The sequence below is a fragment of the Streptosporangium sp. LJ11 genome, assembly GCF_051918945.1.
Taxonomy (GTDB): domain Bacteria; phylum Actinomycetota; class Actinomycetes; order Streptosporangiales; family Streptosporangiaceae; genus Streptosporangium.
The window spans coordinates 197,625-222,816 of record NZ_JBPXMB010000001.1 but is presented as its reverse complement, the minus strand read 5'-3'; the positions used below and the strand labels follow the sequence as shown (position 1 = coordinate 222,816).

Sequence of the window (25,192 nt, the reverse complement as noted above, 5' to 3'; positions counted from 1 at the left end):
TGGGTCAGCCGAAGACCGCGGGCGGGGGGACGGGGACGACCACGGCGTCGCCGTCGTTCAGCGGGCGGGCTCCGGCGATGAAATTGACGATGTCCTCGCCGTGCACGCAGCGGGCCTGCGTGAGCCCGCCCGCGGCCCTCCGGGTCAGGCCGGAGACGGGCAGGGGCACGCGGGAGGCGGCGACGATGAGGTTCCCGAAGCGGCGTCCCCGCATGACGCCGGGCTCGGCGAGCAGCACCACCTGGGGGAAGGTGCCGCGGACGGTGGCGAGCACCCGGCGGGTGAAGGCCAGCCCCTTGCCGTCGGCGACGTTGATCAGCAGGGTGCCGCCCGCGCGCAGGACGCGGGCGACGTCCCCCATGTACTCGGAGGTGGCCAGGTCGATCGGCATCGTGGCACCGCTGAAGGCGTCCAGCACGAGCAGGTCCGCCGAGGCGTCGCCGAGCCCGGCGGTGGCGGTGCGGCCGTCGAGGATCCTGACCTTGAGCCGGGGTACCGACTTCAGCCGGAGCTGGTCCCTGACGAGCTGGACGAGCCCCTCGTCCGGCTCGGCGACGACCTGCCGGGAGCCGGGACGGGTCGCCGCGACGTAGCGGGGCAGGGTGCAGGCGCAGCCGCCCACGTGCACGGCGTCCAGCGGACCCTCGTCGAGCAGGTCGATGACGTCGGCCATCAGCCGGACGTACTCGAAGTCGAGGTAGGTGGCGTCGTCGAGGTCGACGTACGACTGCGGCACGCCGTCCTTGGAGACGACCCAGCCGGAGGGCCGGTCGAGGTCCTGCAGGAGATCGACCTCGCCGAAGGTCACCGGATACCGTCCCGGCATCGGCTCCCGCGCTTCCCGCCTGCCCATCGGTCCGGTCCTCTTTTCCCTGATGTGAACCCGAAGGGGAAACCATATGCGCAGCCGCGACCGGTTGACGCCATGTAGGACAGATCACAACCTACGGATGCGTAACTTACGCTAGCGTAGGTTCATGGCCCCGATCCTTGCCGAAACGCTCGCAGAGTCCGTCAAACCCCGTCTTCGGGGCTGGTTGCACGCCGGGGCGCTGCCCGTGGCGCTCGTCGCGGGATTCGTCCTCGTCGCCCTGGGACCCACCCTGGAGGCGAGGCTCGCCGCCGCGATCTACGCGATCACCTCCGGCCTGCTCTTCGGCATCTCGGCCACCTACCACCGCGGGACGCTCTCCCCGCGCTCGGAGGAGGTGCTCCGGCGCCTCGACCACGCCAACATCTACCTGATCATCGCGGGCACCTACACGCCGTTCGCGCTGCTCGCCCTGGACGGGGCGGCCGGCGCGGTGGTGCTCGGCGTGATCTGGACCGGCGCGACCGCCGGGGTCCTCTTCCGGGTGCTGTGGACCGCCGCCCCTCGATGGCTCTCGACCGCGCTCTACATCGCCCTCGGCTGGACGGCCGCCTTCGTGCTGCCCCAGCTCGTGGAGGGCGCGGGGGTGGCCGCGGTGGTCCTGCTCTTCCTCGGCGGGGTGCTCTACACGGCGGGCGGGGTCGTGTACGGCATGCGCCGGCCCGACCCCTCTCCCCGCTGGTTCGGTTTCCACGAGGTCTTCCACGCCTTCACCGTCGCCGCCTACCTGGCGCAGTACGCGGCGGTCTCGCTGGTGGTCTACGCGGCGGTGTGACGCGCCGACGGGCCCCGTACCGCCCGGCCTGTCCGGCCCGTCCGGCCCGTGTCATCCCGCGCCCGGTCCACTCGTCCCGCGCCCGGCACGCTTCGCGCCCGCCCCGCCCGGTTCGCTCAGCGTGCGGCGAGGGTGAGGCGGCGGGTCGCGAGCTCGGCGTAGAGCGCGGCGCCGTCGGGCAGCACCGCGTCGTCGAACCTGGCCTCGGGGGCGTGGTTGTAGGCGGCCCTGCCCGGATCGACGTCCGCCGGGCAGGCGCCGAGTGCCACGAAGGCCGACGGCACCTGGTCACAGACGAACGAGAAGTCCTCGGAGCCGGTGAACGGCTGGGGAGCCTCGACGAAGCGCCGCTCGCCGTAGACCTCGCGGATGGCCTCGCCGGCGAAGCGGGCCTCGGCGCCGTCGTTGACCGTGACCGGGTAGCTCACCTCGTAGTCGGCGTCCACCTCCAGCCCGTGTGCCGCCGCGATGCCCCTCACCAGGGTCACCGCCCGTTCCTGGACGCGCGCGTGCGCGGTGGCGGAGAACGACCGGACCGTGGCCTCGAAGCGGGCCTCCTCGGGGATCACGTTGTCGGCGCTGCCCGCGTGGAAGCTGCCGACGGTGACGACCACGGGGTCGAACACGTCGAACCCGCGCGTCACCATGGTCTGCAGCGCGGTGACCATTTCGCACGCCGCGGGGATGGGGTCCTTGGCGCGGTGCGGGGAGGCGCCGTGGCCCCCGGCGCCGCGCACGGTCACCGTGAACCTGTCCACGGCGGCCATGATCGGGCCACTCCGGGTCACGAAGACGCCCTGGGGGAGTATCGAGCTGATCACGTGCAGGGCGTAGGCCGCGACCGGGCGCTCGCCCGTCACGTCCAGCACGCCCTCGTCGATCATGATCTTCGCGCCGCCGGGGCCCTCCTCGCCGGGCTGGAACATGAAGACCACGTTCCCCGCGAGCCGGTCGCGCCCGGCGGCCAGCAGGTGCGCCGCGCCCGCCAGCATGGTGGTGTGCAGGTCGTGGCCGCAGGCGTGCATCCGCCCGGCCATCCGCGAGGTGACCGCGGCGTCGCCCCGCTCGGTGACCGGCAGGGCGTCCATGTCACCCCTGAGCAGTACGGTCGGGCCCGGCAGGGAGCCGCGCAGCACGGCGGTGATCGAGCTCAGCCTCTCGCCGAGCCGTATCTCCAGGGGCAGGCCCGACAGTGCCGTCAGCACCTTCTCCTGCGTGCGTGGCAGGTCGAGGCCCAGTTCCGGCTCCCGGTGCAGGGCGTGCCGGAGGCGGACCAGCTCGTCCCGCATGTCGGCTGCGGATTCGCGAAGGGACATCGGGCTTCCTCCTGGCGGTCGTACGGCCTTATCGCACGATAGGCCGATTTAACCGGTTTGTGGGCTCGAGAGGGGTGATCTTCGGGAAGGGAGACGGTCATCCGGGGAGACCGGGTCGCACGGCTCCGGGTCCGAGTCCGGGTCCGAGTCCGGGTCCCGCCCCGGCTCCGGGCGTACGGTCCCGCGCCCGGACCGCGTTGTCCCGCGCTCGGACATCCGTGCCCTGGTCGCGCGTACGCAAGAAAATCTTCACAAGAATCGGATCTAGCGCGTAACGTCTCCGTGTAGATGTGTCAATGACGGGGGATCATCTTCTCGGACCACCGTGGAGGGTACATGGACGTTCATGGCCGTCTCGCCCGTCATCTGCTCGTCGACGGCTACCGGCTCGTGCTGGACCTCGAACGGAGCCGGGGGTCTCGCCTCGTCGACGCCCACACCGGCCGAAGTTATCTGGACTTCTACACCTTCTTCGCCTCGGCGCCCCTCGGGGTGAACCCGTTCGACGACGATCCGGAGTTCCTGGCGCTGCTCGGCAGGGTCGCCGCGAACAAGCCCGCCAACTCCGATCTCTACACCACCCACCTGGCCGACTTCGCCGAGACGTTCGCCCGGGTGCTCGGCGACCCCGAGCTGCCGCACCTGTTCTTCGTGGAGGGCGGCGCCCTCGCCGTGGAGAACGCGCTGAAGTGCGCCTTCGACTGGAAGAGCCGTCTCAACGCCTCGCGGGGGCGCTCCCCGGAGCTCGGGACCAAGGTTCTCCACCTCACCCGCGCCTTCCACGGGCGCAGCGGCTACACGCTCTCGCTGACGAACACCGACCCGATCAAGACCGACCGCTTCCCGAAGTTCGACTGGCCCAGGATCGAGGTGCCCGCGATCCATCTCGGCGACGTCGAGGCGGCCGAGGAGAGGTCCCTGGCCGCGGCGCGGGCGGCCTTCGAGCGCCACCCCCACGACATCGCCTGCTTCATCGCCGAGCCCATCCAGGGCGAGGGCGGCGACAACCACATGCGGGCGGAGTTCCTGCTCGCGATGGAACGGCTCTGCCACGAGCACGACGCCCTCCTCGTCATGGACGAGGTGCAGACCGGCGCGGGGACCACCGGCACCCCCTGGGCGTACCAGCAGCTGGGCCTGCGCCCCGATATCGTGGCCTTCGCCAAGAAGGTGCAGGTGGGCGGGATCATGGCGGGCCGCAGGGTCGACACGGTGCCCGGCAACGTGTTCCAGGTCAGCGGCAGGATCAACTCGACCTGGGGTGGCGGGCTGGTCGACATGGTCCGTTCCCGCCGGATGCTGGAGATCGTGGAGCGCGACGGCCTGATCCCGCGCGCGGGCAGGCTCGGCGCCGAGCTCCTCGCGGCGCTGCGGGAGATCCAGGAGAGCTACCCCGACCTGGCGGAGAACGCGCGCGGGCGCGGCCTGATGTGCGCCTTCGACCTGCCGGACGCGGTGGAGCGCGATCTCCTGGTGGCCCGCCTGCGGGAGGAGGAGGGCGTGCTGGTCCTGCCGTGCGGCGAGCGGTCGGTACGGCTGCGACCGGCGCTCTCGATCACCTCGGAGGAGCTGGGGGAGGGCACGTCCGCCATCGCCCGTGCCCTGGAGGCCTCCCGCTGCCTGCGCCTCTCCGCCTAGCGGTACCGGGGTTCCCCGCGCCGGGCTAGTGGGGCTGAGGTTCCTCGCGGGCCGCCCGTTCCAGCCACAGGTCGATCGCGGTGACCCGCGAGTCGACGCCGAGCTTGGCGTAGATCCGGTTCACGTGGTTCTTCACGGTCTTCTCGCTCAGGAACAGGTGCTGGGCGATCTGCCCGTTGGAGCGACCCGTCGCGATCAGTTCCATGACCTCGGTCTCACGCCTGCTCAGACCCGTCACGACTCTGGGCTCTGCGTCGAACGGGGCATCGTCGACTCTCATCCGGCCTCCGTGGCTGCAACACGGTCAGGTCGCCGAAACCCCCGATCCTAACGGCGTAGCGATAGCAGCGAGCATAACCTGCAATATCCACTTTTGGTGGGTAATGAGGCTGGAAATGAAGAACGACCGGTCCCTGGGGACCGGCCGTTCTCGTGGGGTGAGCGAGGGGACTTGAACCCCCGGCATCTAGGACCACAACCTAGCGCTCTGCCAACTGAGCTACGCCCACCATTGCCGCCGCAGCAGCACATGAAAAGTGTAGCGGTCTTTGGGAGTCGTTTCGTACCGGGTTTCTCGTGAAACGCTCAAGCTCTGTGCGTGGACACGCCCTCGGCCAGTTCCCTGGCGGTGGCGGAGTCGGGGCCCGGCTGGGGCACGAAGACCGCCGCGCGGTAGTAGCGCAGCTCCCGGATGCTCTCGACGATGTCGGCCAGCGCCCGATGGCCGCCCTGCTTCTCGGGCGAGGCGAAGTAGACCCGGGGGTACCAGCGCCGGGCCAGCTCCTTCACCGAGGAGACGTCGATCATCCGGTAGTGCAGGAACGCGTCCACGGCCGGCATGTCGCGGGAGAGGAACGACCGGTCCGTGGAGATGGAGTTACCGCACAGCGGGGCCTTCTTCGGCTCCCGGATGTGGCCCCTGATGTACTCGAGCACCATGGACTCGGCCTCGGCCAGCGTGACACCGCCCCCCAGCGCGTCCAGCAGGCCGGAGGCGGTGTGCATCTCCCGCACCACCTCCGACATCTGCTCAAGGGACTCGGGCGGGGGCTTGATGACCACGTCCACCCCCTCGTCGAGCTGGTTCAGCTCGCCGTCGGTGACCACGCAGGCCACCTCGACAAGCGCGTCACGTCCAAGGTCGAGCCCGGTCATCTCACAGTCGATCCAGACCAGCAGGTCACTCATAGCCCTCAGGGTAGTACTCACTTCACGAGAGCTTGAATGACTTGATCACCTTGTCTGCCACGGATAGGTCGAGATTGTCCGGTACGGAGACGTAGGCCAGCGCCGGACGCCTGCCCTCGCCGCGATCGACGATCACGAACGCGGCCCGCTCCCGCTTCCACTTCCAGCCGTTGGCCTTCGACTGCTCGGAGAAGTCCAGGTCGAAGACGAACAGCCAGGCGTCCCTGCCGCTGACCTTGACGGCCTTGTCCTCGACGATCTTCCGGCGGTGCGGGGGAGCGTAGAAGGCGGGCTCCACGACCTGCAGCAGCGTCGTGGCGACCGAGCGCATGCTGTCGACGCCCTGGTAGCCGTACTGGTCGGGAAGCTCTCCGGTCAGCACGTTGCCGAGCCAGTTGCCGCCCCTGCCGTCGAAGTTCTCCTGGGCGACGGCGACGGCCGCGCTGGTCCAGACGAACCCGAGCCCGCCGCCGACGCTGGGAGGCACCTCCCACGGCTCGCCGGGCATCTCGTACGACAGGCCGGTCACCGGGTCCGTGACGCGCCCGTCCACGGCCTGGGGCGGGGGCGGCGCGCTCTGCGAGGGCGCGGGCGTCGCCTCGGGAGTCGGCTCCTGGCTGGGCTCCAGGGTCGCCGTGGGAGGCGGTGTGGGGAGTCCGGTGGGCCCGCCCGCGGTGTTCCCGCGCTCGGGGCTGATCAGGTACATCGCGGCGACCACGATCACGACGATCAGGATCAGCACGCCGCCGCCGCCCAGGATCCACGGCAGAGGGCCGCTCTTGCGCGGCGGCGGCCCGGACGGGTAGCCGTCGTACGGCGGGAGGGGCATCTGCGCCGTGTGGCCGTTCGGCGGCCCGCCCCACTGCGGCTGTCCCGTGCCCGACGGCACCTGCGTGGCCTGCGGGTGCGTGGCCGGACCGGACCACTGGCCGGAGGGGCCGGAGGGGCCGGGGGAACCTGCCCCGGGGGGTCCTTCCGGCGCGGGGCGCGGCCCCATCTGCTGGGGGCCGAGCCCGGTCGGATGCGGCCCTGTCCGCCCGGGGCCGGGTCCCGCGGAGTGCGGCTGGAGGAAGGGGCCGGTCTGTGGTCCCGGCGCCGCGCCCTGCCCTGCGGGAGCGTCCGTCTGATGGGTGGCGTCGGTCCACTGGTTGCCGTCCCACCACCGCAACAGCGGTGAGCCGTAGGGGTCGGGATACCAGCCGGAGGGGGTCTGCGTGGTCATGGCCGCCAGAGTAGTAAGAACGGCTTTATGCCGCATTGTGGACCTTGGTGATCACTCATGAACATTTGTAGGTGAAGGTGGCTCTGTCCTGAAGCTTCTTCCCCTCGGGGACCGGAGCGAGCAGCATCAGGGTGGCGGTTCCCTTGAAATTTCCCTCGCCCTTGACCGTCCACTCCAGGCTCACCTCGTGCGAGGTGTCCCCGGACGCGAGCCGGTCGGTCTGCGCGATCGGCTCCTTGCGGTCGCTCCGCTTCCACTGGTAGCGGACCTCACCGCCCGCGCCGTTGGTGGACAGCACGCCGGTGATCTTGACCGTCGTGTCGCACCCCTGCGCCTTCCTCGGGGCGCTGACGTCCACCTTCGTCACCTCCAGCGGTGTCGCCGGACCCCGGAACAGCCAGATCGCCAGCGCGCCCACGACCATCAGCGCGAGGATCGCCGCGGCGAGGACCGTACGGCCGCGCCTGCGCCGCGCGCGGGGAGCCGTGGCGGCGGCGAGCCTGCCGGACGGCAACTCGGTCTGCTGCTGGTCCCGGCCGGCCCGCCACAGCTGGGCGGCCGTGGTCTCCGACGGCACCCCGGGACCGAACCGCATGACCACGTCCTCGGGCCGGCGCTCGTCACCCCCCGCGCCGCGCCGGTCGCCGGCCCCAGTGGCGCGCGGATCATCGGCCTTCGGGACGTGCAGCAGCGTGACGATGTCCCCCTCGTCGGGGGCGGGCCGCGCGGGGGCCGGATGCCCGCCGGAAGCGGGCGCCTCGTGCCCCGGCCACCGGTGCAGGGTGGCCACGAGCCTGTCGCGGGTGGTGAACCCGGACGGCAGGACGTCCCGCCCGGCGAGCAGCGCGTCGCGCGCGGGAGCGAGCCCCCTGATGGAGGCCGTCGCCGCCACCCTCTCCAGCAGCCCGGCGGCCCCGCGGTCGGCCGAGGCCCAGGTCGCGGCCAGGCCCCGGGCGAGCGACGCCCAAGCCGCCACGTCGCGTTCCGGCGCGGGAGGGCGGCCGAGCAGGGCGTCGGCCAGCCCTCGCTTCGCGAGCAGCGCCGACCCGTCCGAGGCGATCACCACGGTGCCCGGGTGCAGCTCCCCGTGGGCGAGCCCGGAGGCGTGCACGGCCAGCAGCGCCTGCGCGGTCTCCACCAGGACGGTGGCCGCGCTGCCCGCGTCGGGCCGGGGCGACCCGGGCGAGCCGGACGACAGCAGGTCGCCCACCGTCGGGCTGACCGGTTCCGAGGTGATCAGCCAGACCTCGTCCCTGGCCGTGATGAGGTCGGCGATCGGGACCAGCCCGGTCGTGCCGCTCTGGGTGAGCCTGCGGTCGGCGACCACGGCCGCGACCAGCCGTTCGCGCGCCGCGGGATCGGCGACCAGCCGGGGATCGAACCTGAGCGCGCTCCCCGGCCGCCCGTCGGCCGCGACGGCCGACGACCAGATTCCCAGGTCGTCCGCCCAGGTACGACCGGTCAGCCGGAACCCGGCGGCGCCTCCCCCGGTGCTCATATCGCGATCGTTCCCCTGTCTACCGGCGTTTCCGGTGCCGTCCCGCCATGCCGCGCTTGACGGCCAGTGTGAACGGTACGGCACCGCTCGTCACCAGGCCCAGCGCGAGGAAAGCGGCCGGGGTCGCCTCCACGGGCGGCAGGGGCGACGCGGTGAGGCGCGGAGGCGGCTCGGTGTTCGAGGGCGAGGTGCCCGGCGACGAGGGGTCCGTCACGGTGGGGGAGGGCTCCGTGGTCGGCTCCGTCGTCCGGGTCGGGGCCGCGGTCGGCCGGGTCGGGGTGGCGGACGGCGGCCTGGTCGTGGGACGGCCGGTGTCGCGGGGACCGTCCAGGGTGGCGCTTTCCTCCGAGGTGGGAGTCGGCGCCGGCTGCTGCGTCGGCTTCCTCGTCGGCCGTGTGGTGGGCCTTCTGGTGGGCCTCACCGACGGCGTGGGCGTCGTGGCCGCCGACGTCGCGGTGGGCGCCACGGGCGGAAGGCCCGAGGTGGCGGCGGTGCTCGGGGTCGGGGTCGGCGAAGGCGTCGGCGTGGCCGCGGACGGCGACTCCTCCACCGGCTCGTCGGTCTCGTCGGTCTCGTCCCCGGGGATGAGCGTCTCCAGCGGGTCCGAGGGGGTCGGGCTCTGCGAGGTGACGGAACTCTGTGACTGGATCTCCGTGGAGTCGCCCGAGCCGACCAGCACCGCGGTCAGCCCGCCGATCACCGCGATACAGCCGACGCCGATGAGGATCTTGACGCTCAGCTTGCTGATCGAGGAGGTTTTCTCCCAGCCGCCGTCGCCGCCGTCGAGCTCGGTCATGGCCAGCGAGGTGTCGGCTCCGGGGACGGGCACGTCCAGCGGGAACATCGCGGCCAGCAGCCCGGCGATCCCGGCCAGGCGGCGACGGCCGCGCTCCTGCCAGTCGGGGCCGTAGGCGTCGGCGGCCACCGCCTCCAGCTCGGTGAGGAAGGCGGTGGCGGTCGGCGGCCGGTCGGCAGGGTGCTTGGCCAGACCGCGCTCGACCAGCCCCTGCAGGGCGGTGGGCACCTCCTCGATCGGCGGAGGCGTCACCTGGTGCTGGCGGGCCAGCGCGGCGATGTTCGTGGCCCGGAAGGGGCGGGTGCCGGTCAGGCACTCGAAGAACACGACGGTGGCGGCGTAGACGTCGGTGGCGGGCCCGGCGGGGCCGCCCACCCACTGCTCGGGAGCCATGTAGGGCGGCGTGCCCGCGGGGGTGTCGCCGTCGCCGGAGCGGACCGCGATGCCGAAGTCGACGAGCTTGCTCCTCCCGTCGGCCTCCACCATCACGTTCTCGGGCTTGAAGTCGCGGTGCACCACACCCGCCGAGTGCGCGGCGGCCAGTCCCAGGAGCGAGCCCTTGAGCACGAGCAGCGCGGCCTCGGGGCCGGTGGGCCCCTCCGAGCGCAGCAGCGCCCGCAGGGCGACGCCGTTGACCAGTTCCATGACGATGGCCGCGCCGTCGCCGGTCTCGACGTAGTCGTACAGCCGGACGGAGTGCGGGCTGCTCAGGGTGTTGAGCACCCGTGCCTCGTGCCGGAAGCGGGCCACGAACCCGACGTCGCTCCTGAGCTCGTCGGACAGGTACTTGATCGCCACCATGATGCCGTCGGCGTCGTGCCGAGCCATCACCACACGCCCGGCCGCACCGGCGCCCAACTCGCGGATCTCGGTGTATCCGGGGACTCGCCAGGCCGATGGCGTGCCGTACATAACGGTCTCCTCAGTTGTCTGGGCCCCCACCCATAACAGACGGACCGTAGCCTAGCGATAGATAGCGGCATTCCGCTCATTAACCGCGAATCAGTCTCACAGTACGGAGCTGATCAGTGGTTATCCGCTACGCGCGGCTCGATTCCCCCGGCGAGGAAGGTATGACCGAAATACCCATTTTCGGTCTTGCGCTGCGGGTGGCCGACGGTTTCGCGGTGGCCCGCGCGGTGCGGGTGACCGTCACCTGCGGTCCGGGGCGAGTGGTGCGGGTGACCGTCGGCCTCGGAGTGGGCTTCTGCGTGGGCCTGGAGGTGGGCGCGCCCGTCCCGGGCGCCGTCGGAGCCGGCCTCGGGGTGCGCGTCGGCCCGGCGCACGGGGAGGTCTCACCGCTCGCGCCGCTCGCGCGGCCCGAGGGGAGACCGGTCACCACCACGTTCCAGGCGGCCCCGCACCCCACCCGGGGAAAGCCGAACCTGACCGTACGCGAGTAGCTCGTCGCGCCCGACAGCGGCACGACCGTCCTCCGCACGGCCTGACCGGCGCGGAAGACCACGCGCAGGCGTACCTGCCGGGCGTTCGCGGTGTCGACCGAGACCGCGACCAGGGCCGCGCCCCGCGCGTTGACACGGGCCCGCACCACCTCCACCCGGCGTACCCCCACCTCGGGCGGCGCGGTGGAGGGGCCGGTCGTCGGCGTCGGAGGGGAGGACGGTGGCGGCGTCGGCGGCGTCGGCGGGAGGGAGGACGGCCGGGGCGTCGGCCCGCCGGGCGTGCCGGTGGCGGGGGGAGCGCTCGTCTCCCCGGCGGTGGGGCCGGCGGAGGGGACGCTCTCCCCGGTGGGTCCGGACGACGGGACCGGTTCCGCGGACGCGGGAGGGGAGAAGGCCGCGGAGGAGGGCGCGGGCAGGGACGGCGACACCTGGCCCCGCGTGCCGGGCGAGGGGGGCAGGGGCGGCGTCGCGGCGACCACGTCGATCGTGCGAGGCCGCTCGGGCCCTCCCGAGGTGAGGGCGTACACGCCGGCGCCGCCCGCGACCAGCATCACCCCCGCGGCGCCCGCCGCCACCCCGGCGGACTTCGACCGCAGCGTGTCCAGCACCGTCCTGAACAGCGTGGTCCCGGCCACCGGGCCGGGGGCGGCGGGCGGGAACAGCAGGGGAAGCAGCGCCACCAGGGCGGCCAGCCGGGCCCGCCCGCGCTCCTCCCAGTCCTGCCCGTAGCCCGCGACCGCGACGCTCTCCAGCTCCGCCAGGAACTCCCCGGCGCCGGCCGGCCGGTCACCGGGCCGTTTGGCCATGCCCCTGGCGACCAGGGGCCTGACCGGCTCGGGGACCTCCTCCACCGGGATCGGCGCGGTCATGTGCTGGTGCATCAGCACCACCCGCTCGCCGGAGCGGTACGGGCGGTGCCCGGCCAGGCACTCGAAGAAGACCGCCGTCGCGGCGTAGACGTCGCAGGCGGGGGAGGCGGGGGCGCCCGCCCACTGCTCGGGAGCCATGTAGGGCGGGGTGCCCGCGGCCCGGCCGCCCTCTCCCGCCCGCACGGCGATGCCGAAGTCGACCAGCTTGCTGATGCCCGTGGTCTCGACGAGCACGTTCTCCGGCTTGTAGTCGCGGTGCACCAGCCCGGCCCGGTGAGCGGTGGCCAGCCCCGCCAGCGAGCCCTTGAGCACGGTCAGCGCCGCCTCGGGCCCCGTCGAGCCGTGCTCGCGCAGCAGCTCGCGCAGGGAGACGCCGTTGACGGCCTCCATCACGATGGCGGCGCCGCCGGGCACCTCGACGTATTCGTACAGCCGGGCCACGTTCTCGTCCGCCAGCTCCACCAGGAGCCTGGCCTCCTCGCGGAAGCGGGCGAGGAAGCCCGGGTCGTCCCTGAGCCACTCGGCCAGGTATTTGATCGCCACCCGGGTGCCCGACTCGTCGTGACGGGCGAGGACCACCCGCCCGCCGCCGCCCGCGCCGAGTTCGCGCAGCTCGGTGTAGCCGGGGGGTGTCCAGCCGATGGCCGTCATGGCCGCCTCCATGGTTCGGGGGCCGGATAGGGGCCTCGGTATGGAGACGCGTGGCGCGTGGGACGGGTTTGCCGGAGAGGCTTACCGAACGGGCATGGTTCGCGACGCGATGTGCTCGGGTACGGCCAGGTCCCAGCTCAGCGCGGGATCGGGCTCGGGCGTGCCCCAGACCTGGCGCAGCGGCAGGACCCCGGCCCAGATCGGCCGCCCGTAGTCCTCCTCGTCGTCGACCGGCGGGCCCTGGCGCACCTTCACCGACGCCTCGGCGAGGGAGAGGGCGAGCACCATGGTCGCGGCGAGCTCCTTGCCGGTGGGCCTGCGGGTGGCGTCCCACTGGCCGGGGGCGAGCTGTTCGGTGATCGCCCGCAGCCCGGCCAGGCGCTCCTCGGCGTCCACCACCCGGCGGGGGCGGCCGTAGACCATGGCGGAACGGTAGTTGAGCGAGTGGTGGAAGGACGAGCGGGCGAGCACGACGCCGTCCACGTGGGTCACCGTGACGCAGACCTCGTCCGCGTTGCGCAGGGAGGTCGCGCCGGTGGAACCGTGCAGGTAGAGGGTGTCGCCGATCCGGCCGTAGCCGGTGGGGACCACCATCGGGGAGCCGCCGACCAGGACGCCCAGGTGGCAGACCAGCCCGGCGTCCAGCACCGCGTACAGGTCCTCCCGGGAGGTCCGGCCCCTGTCCTTCGCGCGGTTGAGGGTGGTGCGGGGAGTCGTGGAGAGCGTGGGGAGCGTGGGGAGCATGGCACTAACCTAGGAAGAAGTGGATATAAAGAACACGTCCACTTTCACACGCTTACAGGAGACCACTTTGCCGCGCTCCTCCGTCGACCTGCCCGTATCGGTGGACCGCGAGGCCGGTACGGCGCTCGCCGTCCAGCTCGGCGACCGTCTCAGGGACGCCATGCGCGGCGGCGCCCTCTCCTCCGGAGAGCGCCTGCCCTCCACCCGGGCCCTCGCCCGCCAGCTCGCGGTGAGCCGCACCGTCGTCACGGAGGCCTACCAGCAGCTGTACGCGGAGGGCTGGCTCGAGGGGCGCCACGGCTCGGGCACCTACGTGGCCGACATGGCGGTTCCCGCCGAGGGGAGGGCCCCCGTTCCGGCGGCGCCCGTTCCGTCGCCGGTCGGCGGGAACGGGAACGGGAGCGGACACGGGCACGGGAGCGGGCGGGGGATGATCGACCTGCGTCCGGGACAGCCGTGGGTCCACGACTACGACAGGGCGGCCTGGCGCAGGGCCTGGCGAGGGGCGGCCGACCTGCCGCCGGAGAGCGATCCCGACCCCCGAGGCCTGCCGAGGCTGCGTGCCGCGCTGGCCGAGCACCTCCGCAGGACCAGGGCGATCCCCGTCGGGCCGGAGAACATCATGGTCACCCGGGGCACCGGCAACGGGCTCGACCTGATCGCCGCCACCCTCCTGCGGCCCGGTGACCGGGCGGGCGTCGAGGAGCCCGGCTACCGCGTCGCCAGGAACGTCTTCGCCGGGCGGGGCGCCGAGCTCGTTCCCTGCCCGGTCGACGAGGACGGCGTCATCGTGGACGATCTCCCCGGCGACCTGCGCGTCCTGTACACCACCCCCGCCCACCAGTACCCCCTCGGCGGGCGCCTGCCCATCCCGCGCAGGGAGCGTCTCCTCACCTGGGCCCGCCGCACCGGCGCGATCGTCGTGGAGGACGACTACGACGCCGAGTTCCGCTACGACGTCGCCCCGCTGCCCGCCCTGCACGGTCTCGATCCCGGCCGGGTGGTGCTGCTGGGCAGCCTGAGCAAGGCCCTGTCACCCGACATCGGCGTCGGCTGGCTGGTCGCCCGCCCGAGCTTCGTCGAAGCCCTCGCCGTGACCAGGGACGCCCTGGCCGACCGCACGAGCGGCCCGGCCCAGCAGGCGGTGGCGGCGCTCCTGGAGAAGGGGGACCTGGACCGGCACCTGCGCCGCACGCGCCTGGAGTACGCGCGCCGCCGCGCCGCGGTCGTCGACATCCTCGGCTCCGGCAGGGTCACGGGCGACACCGCGGGCCTGCACGTCATGGTGGAGTTGCCCGAGGACGCGGTCGAGCCCCTGGTCGAGGCGGCCCACGCCCGGGGCGTGCTGCTCGACTCGATGGCCCGCCACTACTACGGGCCGCGGCTGCGGCACGGCCTGGTGATCGGCTACGGCTCCGCGTCGCGGGCCGACCTCAGGCGAGGTCTCTCGGTGGTCGCCGAGCTGATCGGCTGACCGGTCCCCGGGGCCGCCCGGCGGATCGCGGGAACGGCCGCGCGCGTTGTCGCGGAGCGACCGTCGCCGGGGCCGCCCGGCGGGGTACGGGGACGGCCGCGCGTCCTGCGGGGCGACCGGTCACCGGGTCCGCCGCGGCGTGGGACCGTTCCCACACCGCGGCGGCGAACCGGCTCACGCCTGCATGGACGTCCTCAGGCGGCCGTACGTCTTGAGGGCGCGGTCGGCGGTGGTGCGCAGCAGCGGGCTGGCCAGGACCGTGCCGCGCGCCTTGCGCACCGGCACGCGCAGCATCCAGTGGAGCCCGGCGCCGGGGCTCAGCCGGGCGATCCGGCCCTCCGCGACCTCGTACTCGCCGTTCTTGAGCTTCTCCTTGTACTCCTTCTCGCCGCGGCCCATGTCGATGACCTGGATCCCGGCCTCGGCGGCCTTCTCGGCCATGGCCAGGTGGTGGATCAGGCCGGGGGAGTATTTCGCGAAGGAGGTGTCGTAGGCGGGGAACCAGCCCGCGAGGGTGGTGGCGGTGCGCAGCCCGAAGTGCCCGGCGACCGGCTTGCCGTCCGCGTACAGCATGTCGAGGACCCCGCCGAAGTGCTCGGTGTCGGTGGCGAGGAACCGCTCGACCAGCTCCACGATCCACGGCCGGGCGAACCGGTCGGTGCGGCCGGTGCGGCGGTACTGCTCGGTCTTCCAGCCGAGCAGCGTGCGCAGCGGCGCCAGGTCGGTGGTGGCGTAGTCGTGCCGGAGCGGCCCGACGTCGCGCTGGAGCTTGCGGCTCTTGTACGCCGTCGAGCGGTAGGTCTTGCCGGAGGTCACCTTGATCGTCTCGATGTACGGCTCGTAGCCGTCACGCAGGTCGATGATCGGCGAGGGGTGTCTGCAGTGCCCCGGCTGGAGCAGCGGCTGCCCGGCGATCAGGTGGTCGAACTCGTAGACGGCCAGGCCGCACTCCCTGATCAGCCGTTGCGCGTCGATCTCCACGTCCTTGGCGTGCACCAGCCCCTGTGCATCGGTCAGGCCCGCGGCGACGGGCATGCCGATGCCCATCGGATGGCGTTCGAAGGGGAAGAACCCGACCACGTCCGGCCCGTCGTGCAGCACCGCCACCCGGACGCGTTCCTGGAGCGCGCCAACGGTGACGGTGAACTCAGGAGACAGGAAGGGGTTGTCGAAGGCGGGGTCGGCGCCTTGAAGGGTTCTCCATCGGTCGATGTCGGCTGGGCCGAGGTCACGGGGCTGAACGATTGAGACGCGCATGAGCTCCTACTGGGATGTGCGGGGTCCCCTACGTCATCCAATGAAGGATGTCGCAAAGCCCAAGCATGCTGGTAGGCACGTAATGTAACGATAAAGGACAGAACGCAGCTCGGGTGGTGTTGACCGCAACGTTTCGGAATCTCATTGGGCGACCCCGGCTGGCGCCGCTGACCCGAGTGACGTTCTAATGGTTGGCCATGAGCACCCCTGGCATCGACTGGCCACGCCTTGTCGGATGGATCGCGGCCAATGTCCCGGGCGTCGGTGAGCCTACCGGGGTCTCCATGATCGCGGGCGGCAGATCCAACCTGACGTACGTCGTCGAGACCTCCGGGCGCCGCCTGGTACTGCGCCGCCCCCCGCTGGGGCACGTGCTGCCGACCGCCCACGACATGCGGCGCGAGTGGCGGGTGATCTCGGCGCTCGCGCCGACCTCGGTCCCCGTGCCCGAACCGGTCGCCTTCTGCGACGACCATGACGTGATCGGGGCGCCCTTCTATCTCATGGGACACGTGGACGGCGCGGCCGTGCGGACCCGGGAGGACGCCCTGGGGCTCACCCCCGTCCAGACCCGGCGGCTGTCGGAGCGGCTGGCCGAGGTGCTCGCCGCCATCCACGCGATCGACTACAAGAGGGTGGGGCTGGGGGACTTCGGGCGTCCCGAGGGATACATGGCCCGCCAGCTGGAGCGCTGGGGGCAGCAGTGGGAGCGGTCGAAGACCGCCGAGCTGCCCGCGTACGACCGCCTGGTGGCCCGCCTGCGCGAACGCCTGCCCGCGCGCTCCGCCTCGACGCTGGTCCACGGCGACTACCGGCTCGACAACACGCTGGTACGGCTCTCTCCGGATCCCGGCATCCTCGCCGTCGTCGACTGGGAGATGTCCACGCTCGGCGACCCGCTGGCCGACCTCGGCCTCACCCTCACCTACTGGCAGGACCCCGGTGACGAGGAGCGCGCCTCGGTCCCGGTCGCGGCGGGCGTCACCGTGGCCCCGGGCTTCCTCACCGCCCGCGAGTTCGCCGCCCACTACGCCAAGGTCTCCGGCGCCGACCTGTCCGACCTGGACTTCTACGTGGCCTTCGGCAACTACAAGCTCGCCGTCATCGTGGAGGGCATCCACGCCAGGTTCAGGCAGGGCAAGACCGTCGGCGAGGGCTTCGAGCACATCGGCGCGGCCGTCCCCACGCTCGTCGACCGGGCCCTGAGGGTCCTGGGCGGCTGAACGGCCGCCCGGTGGTCCCCGCGCTCGCGCCGCCGGCGCCGGGATCCGCGGCCGGGGCAGGGCCGGGTGGGCGCACGGGCGGACGGCAACTACCGTAGAAGTTTCAAGCGTCATGCAAGCCGCCGCGGATACGCTGGCGGCGCGGCCGGTAACGCTTGCCTGTGAACCATGCCGGGGCACCGTCACGTCCGACGCCGCTATGGAACGCTACATTCGTTGACCTGCGAGGATCGAGGAAATCGGTGATACCGACTAACGGACGGCACCAGCGACGGCGCCCGGCCTGGCCGGTCGCACTGGGAGCGTTGGTCGTGACGGCGGCACTCGTGGTCGGCATCATCGCCTATGCCGCCAAGCCGGACGTTCCGCGCGGACAAACCATGACCATGGCCCCGACTCAGGCGGCGCCCGTGCTGGAGGCACCCCCCGTCGTCCAGGACTGGCCGCGCTGGGGCATCACCCACACGGAGTTCAGCGCCGACAACGAGGGCAGCGAGGTCACCGAGGCCGCCTCCCACATGCTCAGCCGGGTCCCGATGCTGCAGAACCAGCACATCATGGGCTGGGGCGCGGGCAACCCCGAACCGGCGCCGGGCAGGAACGACTTCCGCGACCTCGACCGCCGGATCAGGTTCATGTCCGGCTCCCAGTCCATCCCGATCATCACGCTGTGCTGCTCGCCGGACTGGATGAAGGGCGGCAGTTCGGGCAGGACCGACTGGACGCAGCTGGAGACCGCGCCGCGGCCCGAGCACTTCGACGACTACGCCAAGCTCGCCGCGACCGTCGCCAGGCGCTATCCCACCGTCAAGCACTTCATGGTGTGGAACGAGCTGAAGGGCTTCTGGAACACGGCCCAGAACCGCTGGGACATCGAGGGCTACACCGAGTTCTACAACAAGGTCTACGACGCGCTGAAGGCCGTCGACAAGAACATCAAGGTCGGCGGTCCCTACGTGTCGGTCGGCAGCACCAGCACCCCCGAGCAGGGGGCGGAGATCCAGGGCCCGTGGGGGAGCATCGTCCAGCGCGACCTGGAGGCGGTCGAGTACTGGATCGAGAACAAGAAGGGCGCCGACTTCATCGTCGTCGACGGCGCCTCGGTGACCAAGGAGGCCGGGGCCTTCCCCGACGAGTTCACCGCCCTGGGCAAGTTCGGCGCCCTCACCCGATGGCTCCGGGAGAAGAGCGGCGACCTGCCGGTCTGGTGGGCCGAGTGGTACGTCGAGCCCATGAACAGCGACTGGGAAGAGGACCGCCGCATCGCCGTCCACACGGCCGCGATGATGGAGTTCGCCACCAGCGGCGTCACCACCTCGCTCTTCTGGAACCCCCAGCGCAAGTCCACCGGTGACGACCAGGCCTGCCCCGGCTGCCTGTGGCACCCGACCACCGGTGTCGAGATGCCCATGGCGGGCATCATGAGCGGCTTCACCAAGTGGTTCCCCCTCGGGGTCCCGCTGGAGGCGGTGACCTCCTCGAACGCGAAGGTGCGGGTCCTGGCCCAGGAGCGCCAGCTCGTGATGGTCAACACCACCGCCGCGGACGCCGTCACCGTCGTGGACGGCAAGCAGTTCCAGCTCAAGCCGTACGAGGTCAAATGGAGCGAGCGCGCGGGAGCCTAGCGACGCCGGCGACGTCTAGACGTCGCCGCCCGGGGAGCGGGCGGGCCTGCGCCGGTTGGTGAACCAGCGCAGCAGCCACTCCACCGGCCCGTAGCGGTGGCGGCGCAGCCACCACCGGCTCCAGACGGCCTGCACCGCGAAGATGCCGACGCCGATCGACACCACATGGAACGGGCTGACCTGGTCGACCAGGCTCAGCCCGTAGCCGGTGAAGATCAGCGAGCTGATCAGCGACTGTCCCAGATAGTTCGTCAACGCCAGCCTGCCGGGCGCCACGAGCGCCCCGGCCAGCCGCGGCACCGCGGGCAGCAGGCGCAGCAGGGTGGCGGCGTAGGCGGCGGCCAGCAGCGGCGCGGTGACCAGGTTCACCGCCTGGCCGACCATGTGGTACGCGTGCCCGCCCCCCGACCAGGTCGAGTGCGCGTAGACCAGCGCCCCGGCGAGCCCCGCGGTGAACCCCGCCCACTGCAGCCGCCGCAGCGTGGCCGTGTGCCCGGACAGGTCGGTCAGCAGCCGCAGCTTGCCCAGGGCCAGCCCGACCAGGCACGCGGCGAGCACCGTGGGCCCCTGGAAGAAGACCCGCAACACGAAGATCTTGGCGAGCTTGTGCAGGTGCTCGTTGATGATCATTGACGCGGAGCCGTGCAGGGCCCGGTCCGACACGGCGGCCTGCGCCGCGCTCTCCGACACGGCCTCGGAGGCGTCGGTGCCCAGCGCCGCCAGCACGGCCAGCAGCAGCACCCCCACGGCCAGCGCCACCGTCATCGCGAGCGCGGCGATCATCGCGGTGCGCGGGGTGATCCGCCGCACCGCCAGCAGGACCAGCCCCACGATCGCGTACGTCGCCAGGATGTCACCGGGGAACAGCAGGATCCCGTGGGCCAGGCCGAGCAGGAACAGCCCGCCCAGGCGGCGCAGGAACCGGGGGACGAAAGCCGCCCCCGACCTGTGGGCCGAGTCGATCTGGAGGGTGAAGCTGTAGCCGAACAGGAAGGCGAACATCAGATAGAACTTGTTCTCGAAGAGCACCGAGACGACCCAGCGCACCTCCCAGTCGAGCGGCGCCGAGAACGACGGCGCCGCCAGCCCCGCCATCCGGTATCCCGAGGCGAGATAGGTGATGTTGACCACCACGATGCCGAACAGCGCGAAACCGCGCAGCGCGTCGACCGCCGCGATCCGCCGTCCTGTGACCTCGGTGGAGGCCCCCGCCCGGCCACGGGGTTCCTCTGCGAGCATCTGACCGTCCTTCGAGCAGTTCGAGACGTGCGCCCCCCGGCGAACGGTGCTCAGTATGGCGCGCCCCGATCGTCCGCCGAGAGACTTTGTCCTTTGCTGAGGTCAGGAGCCGATGACGATGAACCTCTCCACGATCACCCCTACGGCCAGCACGAACGCGGGCACCGCGACGAGCAGGATGCGCCTCCTCGTCCTGGACGCCTGATCGCGGCCACGCAGGCGGAACACCTCGTAGCCGAACAGCGCGATCCACGTCACGCCCAGCGCGCCCAGGCCGATCGGCGTCCACGGAGAGGTCGGGTCACTGCCGCCGGTCGGCGCTCCCGGCTCGGGGATCTCGGCCCCCTCGGGGTAGGTCTTGAGCGTGTAGACGGCGGCGTCCTCACCGTTGAAGACCCGCTTGAGCTCCTTGTGGGCGTCGAGCGCGGCGCGGAACCTCGGCGCCCAGTCCGTCGGGAAGCCGTGGTTGAGCTGCAGGTATCCGGCCTGCCCGCGGGTGGCCACCAGATAGGTGTTGGGCGGCGACACCCGGAGCTTGTCGATCACCGTGGAGAGCTGCGCCGGGTTCTTGTCCACCAGCACCTGCTGGTAGGAGATCTTGTCGAAGTCGCGTTCGCCCCACGGGATGCTCGGGGTGACCTCCTCGCCGACCACCGGGACCAGGTAGAGGACGCGGGCGCTCGGCTTGTCGTGGTCGTAGACGTAGTGCATCGCCGCGACCTCGCTGGCGGAGACCCGCTCGAACTGCTCGTTGCCGTACCGTGCGACCAGGAAGACCATCGCCAGCACCATGGCGCACCCGGCGGCCAGCAGCAACGAGATCCGCCGCGTCAGCTCCGGGTTGAACCGGATGTTGCGCTTGCGGATCGGCACCGTCTCCTCCGGCGCGTCCTCGGTGCCCGCCGGGAGGTTCGGGAAGAAGGCGTACGCGGCCAGGATGCAGGCGCCGGGCAGCGCGAACAGGTAGATGCGCAGGCCGATCTCGCCGCCGTAGTTCTGCAGGCCGAGGGCGAGCACCGGGATGCACAGCAGCAGCAGGGCCGCGCGGTCGCCGACGCCGCGCCGCAGGCGGCGGAACAGGCCGGCGGCGGCCAGCGTCAGGATGACGCCGCAGATGCCCAGGCGGGCCATCAGGACGAGCGCGTGCTTGGGGTCGCTGCCGTCGATCCGGTCGCCGGTGTTGCTCTGGAGGTTCTCCAGGATCCGGCCCAGACCGCCGAAGAGCTGGTCGATGTGCCCGCTCCAGAAGGCGACCGTCTGGTAGCTGATCCACGCCAGCACCATCAGGCCCAGGAAGAAGGGCAGCCCCCAGCTGAGCGAGGAGCGCCGCAGCAGGATCAGGCCGGTCAGCGCGCCGAGCATCATGAACGGCGTGATCTGGTGCGAGGCGGTCGCGGTCGCGAACAGGCCGATCAGCACGATCAGCATGATGGCCCGGTCGTAGACGCCGGTGGAGTGCGGCAGCTCGCCCGGCGTCAGCCCGTCCAGGCGGGCCAGCAGCCGCCGGACGAACCCCTTGGCCGGCATCGGTTTCTCGCGGGGCTCCACCTTGCCGAACCAGCGCAGCACGATCGCCACGAAGGCCAGGTAGATCGCGTACGTGAAGCCCTGGGAGGAGAAGTAGTCCTGGCCGATCCACTGCACGATGACGAACAGCAGCGCGGCGAACCAGCGGGCCCGGGTGGTGGCGACGACCTGGCGCAGGATCAGCACGAACGGCAGGAGGTACAGCAGGTTCGACAGCAGCGGCGTCCACCGCATGATCGTCGTCAGGTCGGTGACCCCGGCGGCCTTCGTGATGAACCCCACCAGCGCGAAGAACCCCGGCCACGCCAGGCGGGCGTCGAGAAGGGCGGAGGACTCGCCGGTGCGGTTGATGTACTCCACGAAGCCCGCGTGGACGTAGGCCGTGTGGAACCTGGCCTCGTCCTCGATCAGGGCGGCCGCCCCGTGTAACGCGAAGGTGATCGCCGCGATCTGGAAGAGCAGCAGGAACTTGCGGTCGGTGTTCTGCGCGATCGTGACGAAGAACGCGACGAGCATCAGCAGGATCGCGGCGAACGCGGTCGGCGGCATGGCCGAGATCAGGCCCACACCGTCGATGTCGTTCAGGTCGACGCCCCGCAGCGGGCCCGGCGCGACGCGCAGGGCCAGCACGTACATGATCAGACCCTCGATGGTGAGGACCGGCGGCAGCCACACCATGGCCGACTGCATCACGGCCTGCAGGCGTGAGGGCCTGGCGGCGGGCGTCGCGGACGGGGCCCCGGCGGCGGTCGCCGCGGACGGAGGCATGGCGCTGGTCGCCGGTGCCGCCTTCCCCGCTCCCTTCCCGGCCCCCTGTCCCGCCCCGGAACCGGTCCCCGAGCTCCTCTGCGTGCCCTGTGGGGCCTGGTGGGCCGCTGGGGTTTCTGTGACCTCGGGGAGGGGCTTGGAGACTTCCAGGGGCTGCCTGGGCGCCCCGGCGGACCTTCCCCGCGGCTCTCCGCCAGGACGCCCGGCGGACTCCCCGGAGTCAGAGGGCTGCGAGGACGCTGAGGATCCCGCGGCCGGCGAGGGTTCCGAGGGTTCCGAGGGTTCCGAGGGTTCCGAGGGCCTCCGAGTGGTGGAGGCGGGCTTGAGGAGTGGCGCGGCCCGGCCGGGCAGGCGCATCTCCGCCGTGGTCTCGAATCTGTCCTCGTCCTCGTCCCCGGTGGGCGCGGGCGGGGCCTCGGCCGTCTCGGCCGTCTCGGCCGTCTCGGCCGTCTCGGCCGTCTCGTCCTCGGAGACGCCGGCCGGGGGCGAGGCGACCGGGCGGAGGGGAAGCCTGATGACGGCGGTGACCTCCGGGTCGTCGCCGTAGACGCTGTCATCCGGCGCGTCGCCCGCTTCGTCCGAGGTGTCCGCGGCATCCGTGGCGTCCGCCTCGTTCAGGGCGTCCGCGTCGTCCGCGTCGTCCAGAGCATCCGCCTCGTCTGAGGCGCTCGCGGCATCCGCGGTATCCGCCTTCTCTGAGGCGTCCGCGTCGTCCAGCGCGTCCGTGGCGTCCGTGGTATCCGCGGCGTCCGTATCCGGCGGCGTGCCGTCGTCGGCCGCGTCGTCGCGCGGGTCGCCCCCCGAAGCCTCCTCGCCGTCGGACGTCTCGCCGCCGGGACCGTCGCCGTACGGGCTCCCGCCGGGCGTCTCGCCGTCGGACGTCTCGTCGCCCGGAGCCTCGCCCTCGGCGATCTCGTCGTCCGGGAACTCGCCGGGAGCCTCGTCGTCAGGCGCTTCGAAGGGCGCCGTGCCGGTGGGCTCGCCGTCGGACCCGGTCCGGGTTCCGTCCGAAGGCGCGGGGTGGGTGGGATCGATCTCCCCGACCTCGGCGGTCTCCGCCGCCCCCGTCGTCGTCACGTCATTACCTGCCCGTTGCCTCACGTCTAACATCATGGCGGCTACGCGGACCAGGGTGTGACGAGTCACCGCGGAGATCCGTCATGTCCGGGCGCTTCGCGTAGATCGTTAAGAAGCGGTACAGCGGCCGTTCTCCAGCCGGGCGGCCCCCCTCCCGACGCCTCCGCTCCCGGGGGAAGGGGCGCCGGACGGAGCGGGGACCGCCGGTCACACCGGGTCGGCCACCGGTGCGCGACCCGCCCCGCGGATCGCGCGTCCCCCGGAGCGCACCCGGCCGTTCACGCCTGGCCGCGCACCCGGCGCAGACCGTATCGTGTGCGCCTGACGACGGCGTATCCCTTCGTCAGCATTCGTTCCCTCATGTAGATCAGCGGGACCTGGTTTCCCTCGACCGCCCGGCTGAACATCTTCATCGACGTGCCCTCGGCGACGGTCAGGCGCGGCAGCGCGAGCACGTCGTGCCGGTCGGCGGCGATGGCGTTGTTCACCGCGCAGGCGGCCCAGTATCCGGCCTTCCTGACCTCGCGCCGCACGCGCACGCTGGAGTAGCCGTACGGGTAGGCCATCGTCGAGACCAGGGAGCCGATCTTGTCCTCCAGCAGGGCCTTGTTGCGCCGCAGCTCCTGGCGGAGCTCGTCCTCGGGCAGCTGGTCGAGCTGGGGATGGCTGTGGCTGTGCCCGCCGATCTCCATGCCGCACGAGGCGGCCTCGCGGGCCTGGCTCCACGACAGCATCGTGTCGAGGGGCCTGCCCGCCGCGTCCTTGCCCGCGTCGCGGACCCACCCGCTGGTCAGGAAGACCGTCGCGGGGAAGTCGTAGCGTTCGAGCAGGGGCAGCGCCTCGCTGTGGAAGTCGGCGTACCCGTCGTCGAAGGTCACCACGACCGGCCGCTCCGGGATGGAGCGGCCGTTGTTGTTGTGCAGCGAGGCGACCAGGTCGGCCACCGTCAGCGGCGTGAAGCCGTTCTCCTTCAGGTAGGCCAGCTGCTCGGCGAAGGCCGAGGGGCGTACCGCCAGCGGCTTCGTCTCGGCGTTGGGCCGGTCGGAGACCGAGTGGTACATCAGGATCGGTACGCGGATCATGACGCACGCACCCGCTTCAGTTTCAGTCGAAGGGAGCCGACGATGTAACCCCAGGTCGTCCAGGCGAGGCCGACGACGATCGCCCCGGCCCTGCCGAGGCCGGACGGGTCGCCCCGCAGCGCCTCGCCGACCCCGCGCAGCGCGCCCAGCGGCAGCGCCTTCAGCGCGTGGGCCCGCTCGCTCGACAGTCCGTCGCCGGCTCCCACGCTCTGGGCGACCAGAGCCTTGGACAGGCCCTCGGCGAAACAGCGCGAGCGGAAGTAGGCGAACGTCGAGCGTACGGGCGGCACCTTGTGGCCGATCACCGCGGCCGGTTCGAACAGCATTCCCGAGCCCGGCATCCGCTGCGAGAGCCGGATGCAGAACTCGGTCTCCTCACAGCCCAGCGGGCGGGGTTTGCGTCCCTGCACGCTGCGCCCGATGCCGGTGTGGAACCCGCCGACACCGCCGATGACCTCCCTGCGGAAGGCCGCGTTGCCGCCCATGACGTTGCGGATCCGGGCTCGTTCCGTGGGCATGCCGAGATAGCTGCACCCCACGGTCCAGTCGAACTCGTGGGGATACCAGCCGGGCCGGTGCCCGATGCCCCACAGCGGCCTGGTCAGCCCGCCCACCCCCACGATGGTCGGGTCCTGGAAGCCCTCCTCCAGTGCTTCCAGCCAGCCAGGCTCCGCGACGGCGTCGTCGTCCAGATACGCCACGATGTCGCCGGAGGCGGTCGCCGCACCGGTGTTCTTGCCACCGGACAGCCCTTTCTCCTGAGCGTTCTCCACCACGATCGCGCCGGGATACTCCTTCTTGAGCCTCAGGTGGAGATCCGGGTTGTAGTCGACGACCAGGATGATCTCGTGCGGCTCGTGCGTCTGGTTCTCGACCGACTCGACGGCCGCCCGGATGTCCTCCCAGCGGTCCTCGGTGTAGACGCAGATGACGACACTGCTTCTCATGG

The 25,192-nt window shown here is 71.8% G+C and carries 19 protein-coding genes and 1 tRNA gene; 5 read left to right on the top strand and 15 right to left on the bottom strand.

What is annotated here, in order from left to right:
• Positions 1 to 4: 4 nt before the first annotated feature.
• Complete coding sequence (locus tag ACTOQ3_RS01070; protein ID WP_440081435.1) at positions 5 to 853, bottom strand: spermidine synthase; 849 nt, start codon at positions 851 to 853, stop codon at positions 5 to 7.
• A 124-nt stretch (positions 854 to 977) separates the two neighbouring features.
• On the opposite strand from ACTOQ3_RS01070, the gene trhA reads away from it, so the two are divergent.
• Positions 978 to 1,646: a PAQR family membrane homeostasis protein TrhA gene (gene trhA / locus ACTOQ3_RS01065; RefSeq protein WP_440081434.1), complete on the top strand. Its 669-nt coding sequence runs from the start codon at positions 978 to 980 to the stop codon at positions 1,644 to 1,646.
• A 116-nt stretch (positions 1,647 to 1,762) separates the two neighbouring features.
• Here trhA and ACTOQ3_RS01060 read toward each other — a convergent pair whose 3' ends face one another.
• The gene (locus tag ACTOQ3_RS01060; protein ID WP_440081433.1) at positions 1,763 to 2,962 is read right to left on the bottom strand and encodes a M20 metallopeptidase family protein; all 1,200 of its coding nucleotides are present in this window, start codon (positions 2,960 to 2,962) and stop codon (positions 1,763 to 1,765) included.
• 336 nt (positions 2,963 to 3,298) lie between these two features.
• Here ACTOQ3_RS01060 and lat point away from each other — a divergent pair, with 336 nt between their 5' ends.
• The gene (gene lat / locus ACTOQ3_RS01055; RefSeq protein ID WP_440081432.1) at positions 3,299 to 4,600 is read left to right on the top strand and encodes an L-lysine 6-transaminase; all 1,302 of its coding nucleotides are present in this window, start codon (positions 3,299 to 3,301) and stop codon (positions 4,598 to 4,600) included.
• A gap of 25 nt (positions 4,601 to 4,625) precedes the next feature.
• Here lat and ACTOQ3_RS01050 read toward each other — a convergent pair whose 3' ends face one another.
• The 8 genes from ACTOQ3_RS01050 to ACTOQ3_RS01015 form a co-directional block, all read right to left on the bottom strand.
• Positions 4,626 to 4,880 (bottom strand): helix-turn-helix domain-containing protein, encoded by a 255-nt coding sequence (locus tag ACTOQ3_RS01050; protein WP_362687442.1) that lies wholly within the window; start codon positions 4,878 to 4,880, stop codon positions 4,626 to 4,628.
• Between the two features lie 153 nt (positions 4,881 to 5,033).
• Positions 5,034 to 5,109, bottom strand: a tRNA-His gene (locus ACTOQ3_RS01045).
• Positions 5,110 to 5,185: 76 nt separating this feature from the next.
• Complete coding sequence (gene orn, locus ACTOQ3_RS01040) at positions 5,186 to 5,788, bottom strand: oligoribonuclease (protein WP_362687439.1); 603 nt, start codon at positions 5,786 to 5,788, stop codon at positions 5,186 to 5,188.
• A 22-nt stretch (positions 5,789 to 5,810) separates the two neighbouring features.
• Complete coding sequence (locus ACTOQ3_RS01035; protein WP_440081431.1) at positions 5,811 to 7,010, bottom strand: DUF2510 domain-containing protein; 1,200 nt, start codon at positions 7,008 to 7,010, stop codon at positions 5,811 to 5,813.
• 55 nt (positions 7,011 to 7,065) lie between these two features.
• A complete protein-coding gene (locus ACTOQ3_RS01030) occupies positions 7,066 to 8,508 on the bottom strand; it encodes a hypothetical protein (protein WP_440081430.1) in 1,443 nt (480 codons plus the stop codon).
• Positions 8,509 to 8,527: 19 nt separating this feature from the next.
• Complete coding sequence (locus ACTOQ3_RS01025) at positions 8,528 to 10,216, bottom strand: protein kinase domain-containing protein (RefSeq protein WP_440081429.1); 1,689 nt, start codon at positions 10,214 to 10,216, stop codon at positions 8,528 to 8,530.
• A gap of 127 nt (positions 10,217 to 10,343) precedes the next feature.
• Entirely contained in the window at positions 10,344 to 12,227 is a 1,884-nt protein-coding gene (locus ACTOQ3_RS01020) for a protein kinase domain-containing protein (protein ID WP_440081428.1), read from the bottom strand.
• A gap of 81 nt (positions 12,228 to 12,308) precedes the next feature.
• The gene (locus ACTOQ3_RS01015) at positions 12,309 to 12,971 is read right to left on the bottom strand and encodes a pyridoxamine 5'-phosphate oxidase family protein (protein ID WP_440081427.1); all 663 of its coding nucleotides are present in this window, start codon (positions 12,969 to 12,971) and stop codon (positions 12,309 to 12,311) included.
• Between the two features lie 67 nt (positions 12,972 to 13,038).
• Here ACTOQ3_RS01015 and pdxR point away from each other — a divergent pair, with 67 nt between their 5' ends.
• Positions 13,039 to 14,445, top strand: a complete 1,407-nt coding sequence (gene pdxR / locus ACTOQ3_RS01010) for a MocR-like pyridoxine biosynthesis transcription factor PdxR (RefSeq protein WP_440081426.1) — start codon at positions 13,039 to 13,041, stop codon at positions 14,443 to 14,445.
• A 174-nt stretch (positions 14,446 to 14,619) separates the two neighbouring features.
• Here the strand turns inward: pdxR and ACTOQ3_RS01005 are convergent, their stop codons facing one another.
• Positions 14,620 to 15,702: a GNAT family N-acetyltransferase gene (locus ACTOQ3_RS01005; protein ID WP_440081425.1), complete on the bottom strand. Its 1,083-nt coding sequence runs from the start codon at positions 15,700 to 15,702 to the stop codon at positions 14,620 to 14,622.
• Positions 15,703 to 15,899: 197 nt separating this feature from the next.
• Between ACTOQ3_RS01005 and ACTOQ3_RS01000 the strand changes: the two genes are divergently transcribed.
• Positions 15,900 to 16,925, top strand: coding sequence for a phosphotransferase family protein (locus ACTOQ3_RS01000; protein WP_440081424.1), 1,026 nt, complete (start codon positions 15,900 to 15,902; stop codon positions 16,923 to 16,925).
• A 311-nt stretch (positions 16,926 to 17,236) separates the two neighbouring features.
• Positions 17,237 to 18,550 (top strand): GH39 family glycosyl hydrolase, encoded by a 1,314-nt coding sequence (locus ACTOQ3_RS00995; RefSeq protein ID WP_440081423.1) that lies wholly within the window; start codon positions 17,237 to 17,239, stop codon positions 18,548 to 18,550.
• A gap of 15 nt (positions 18,551 to 18,565) precedes the next feature.
• On the opposite strand, the gene ACTOQ3_RS00990 is transcribed toward ACTOQ3_RS00995, so the two are convergent.
• From ACTOQ3_RS00990 to ACTOQ3_RS00975, 4 genes are all read right to left on the bottom strand, one after another.
• On the bottom strand, positions 18,566 to 19,789 hold the full coding sequence (locus ACTOQ3_RS00990) for a DUF418 domain-containing protein (protein WP_440081422.1): 1,224 nt from the start codon (positions 19,787 to 19,789) through the stop codon (positions 18,566 to 18,568).
• A 102-nt stretch (positions 19,790 to 19,891) separates the two neighbouring features.
• A complete protein-coding gene (locus ACTOQ3_RS00985; RefSeq protein ID WP_440081421.1) occupies positions 19,892 to 23,161 on the bottom strand; it encodes a hypothetical protein in 3,270 nt (1,089 codons plus the stop codon).
• 278 nt (positions 23,162 to 23,439) lie between these two features.
• Entirely contained in the window at positions 23,440 to 24,243 is an 804-nt protein-coding gene (locus tag ACTOQ3_RS00980; protein ID WP_440081420.1) for a polysaccharide deacetylase family protein, read from the bottom strand.
• On the bottom strand, positions 24,240 to 25,190 hold the full coding sequence (locus tag ACTOQ3_RS00975) for a glycosyltransferase family 2 protein (RefSeq protein ID WP_440081419.1): 951 nt from the start codon (positions 25,188 to 25,190) through the stop codon (positions 24,240 to 24,242). Before ACTOQ3_RS00975 ends, ACTOQ3_RS00980 begins: the two co-directional genes overlap by 4 nt.
• Positions 25,191 to 25,192 lie beyond the last annotated feature (2 nt).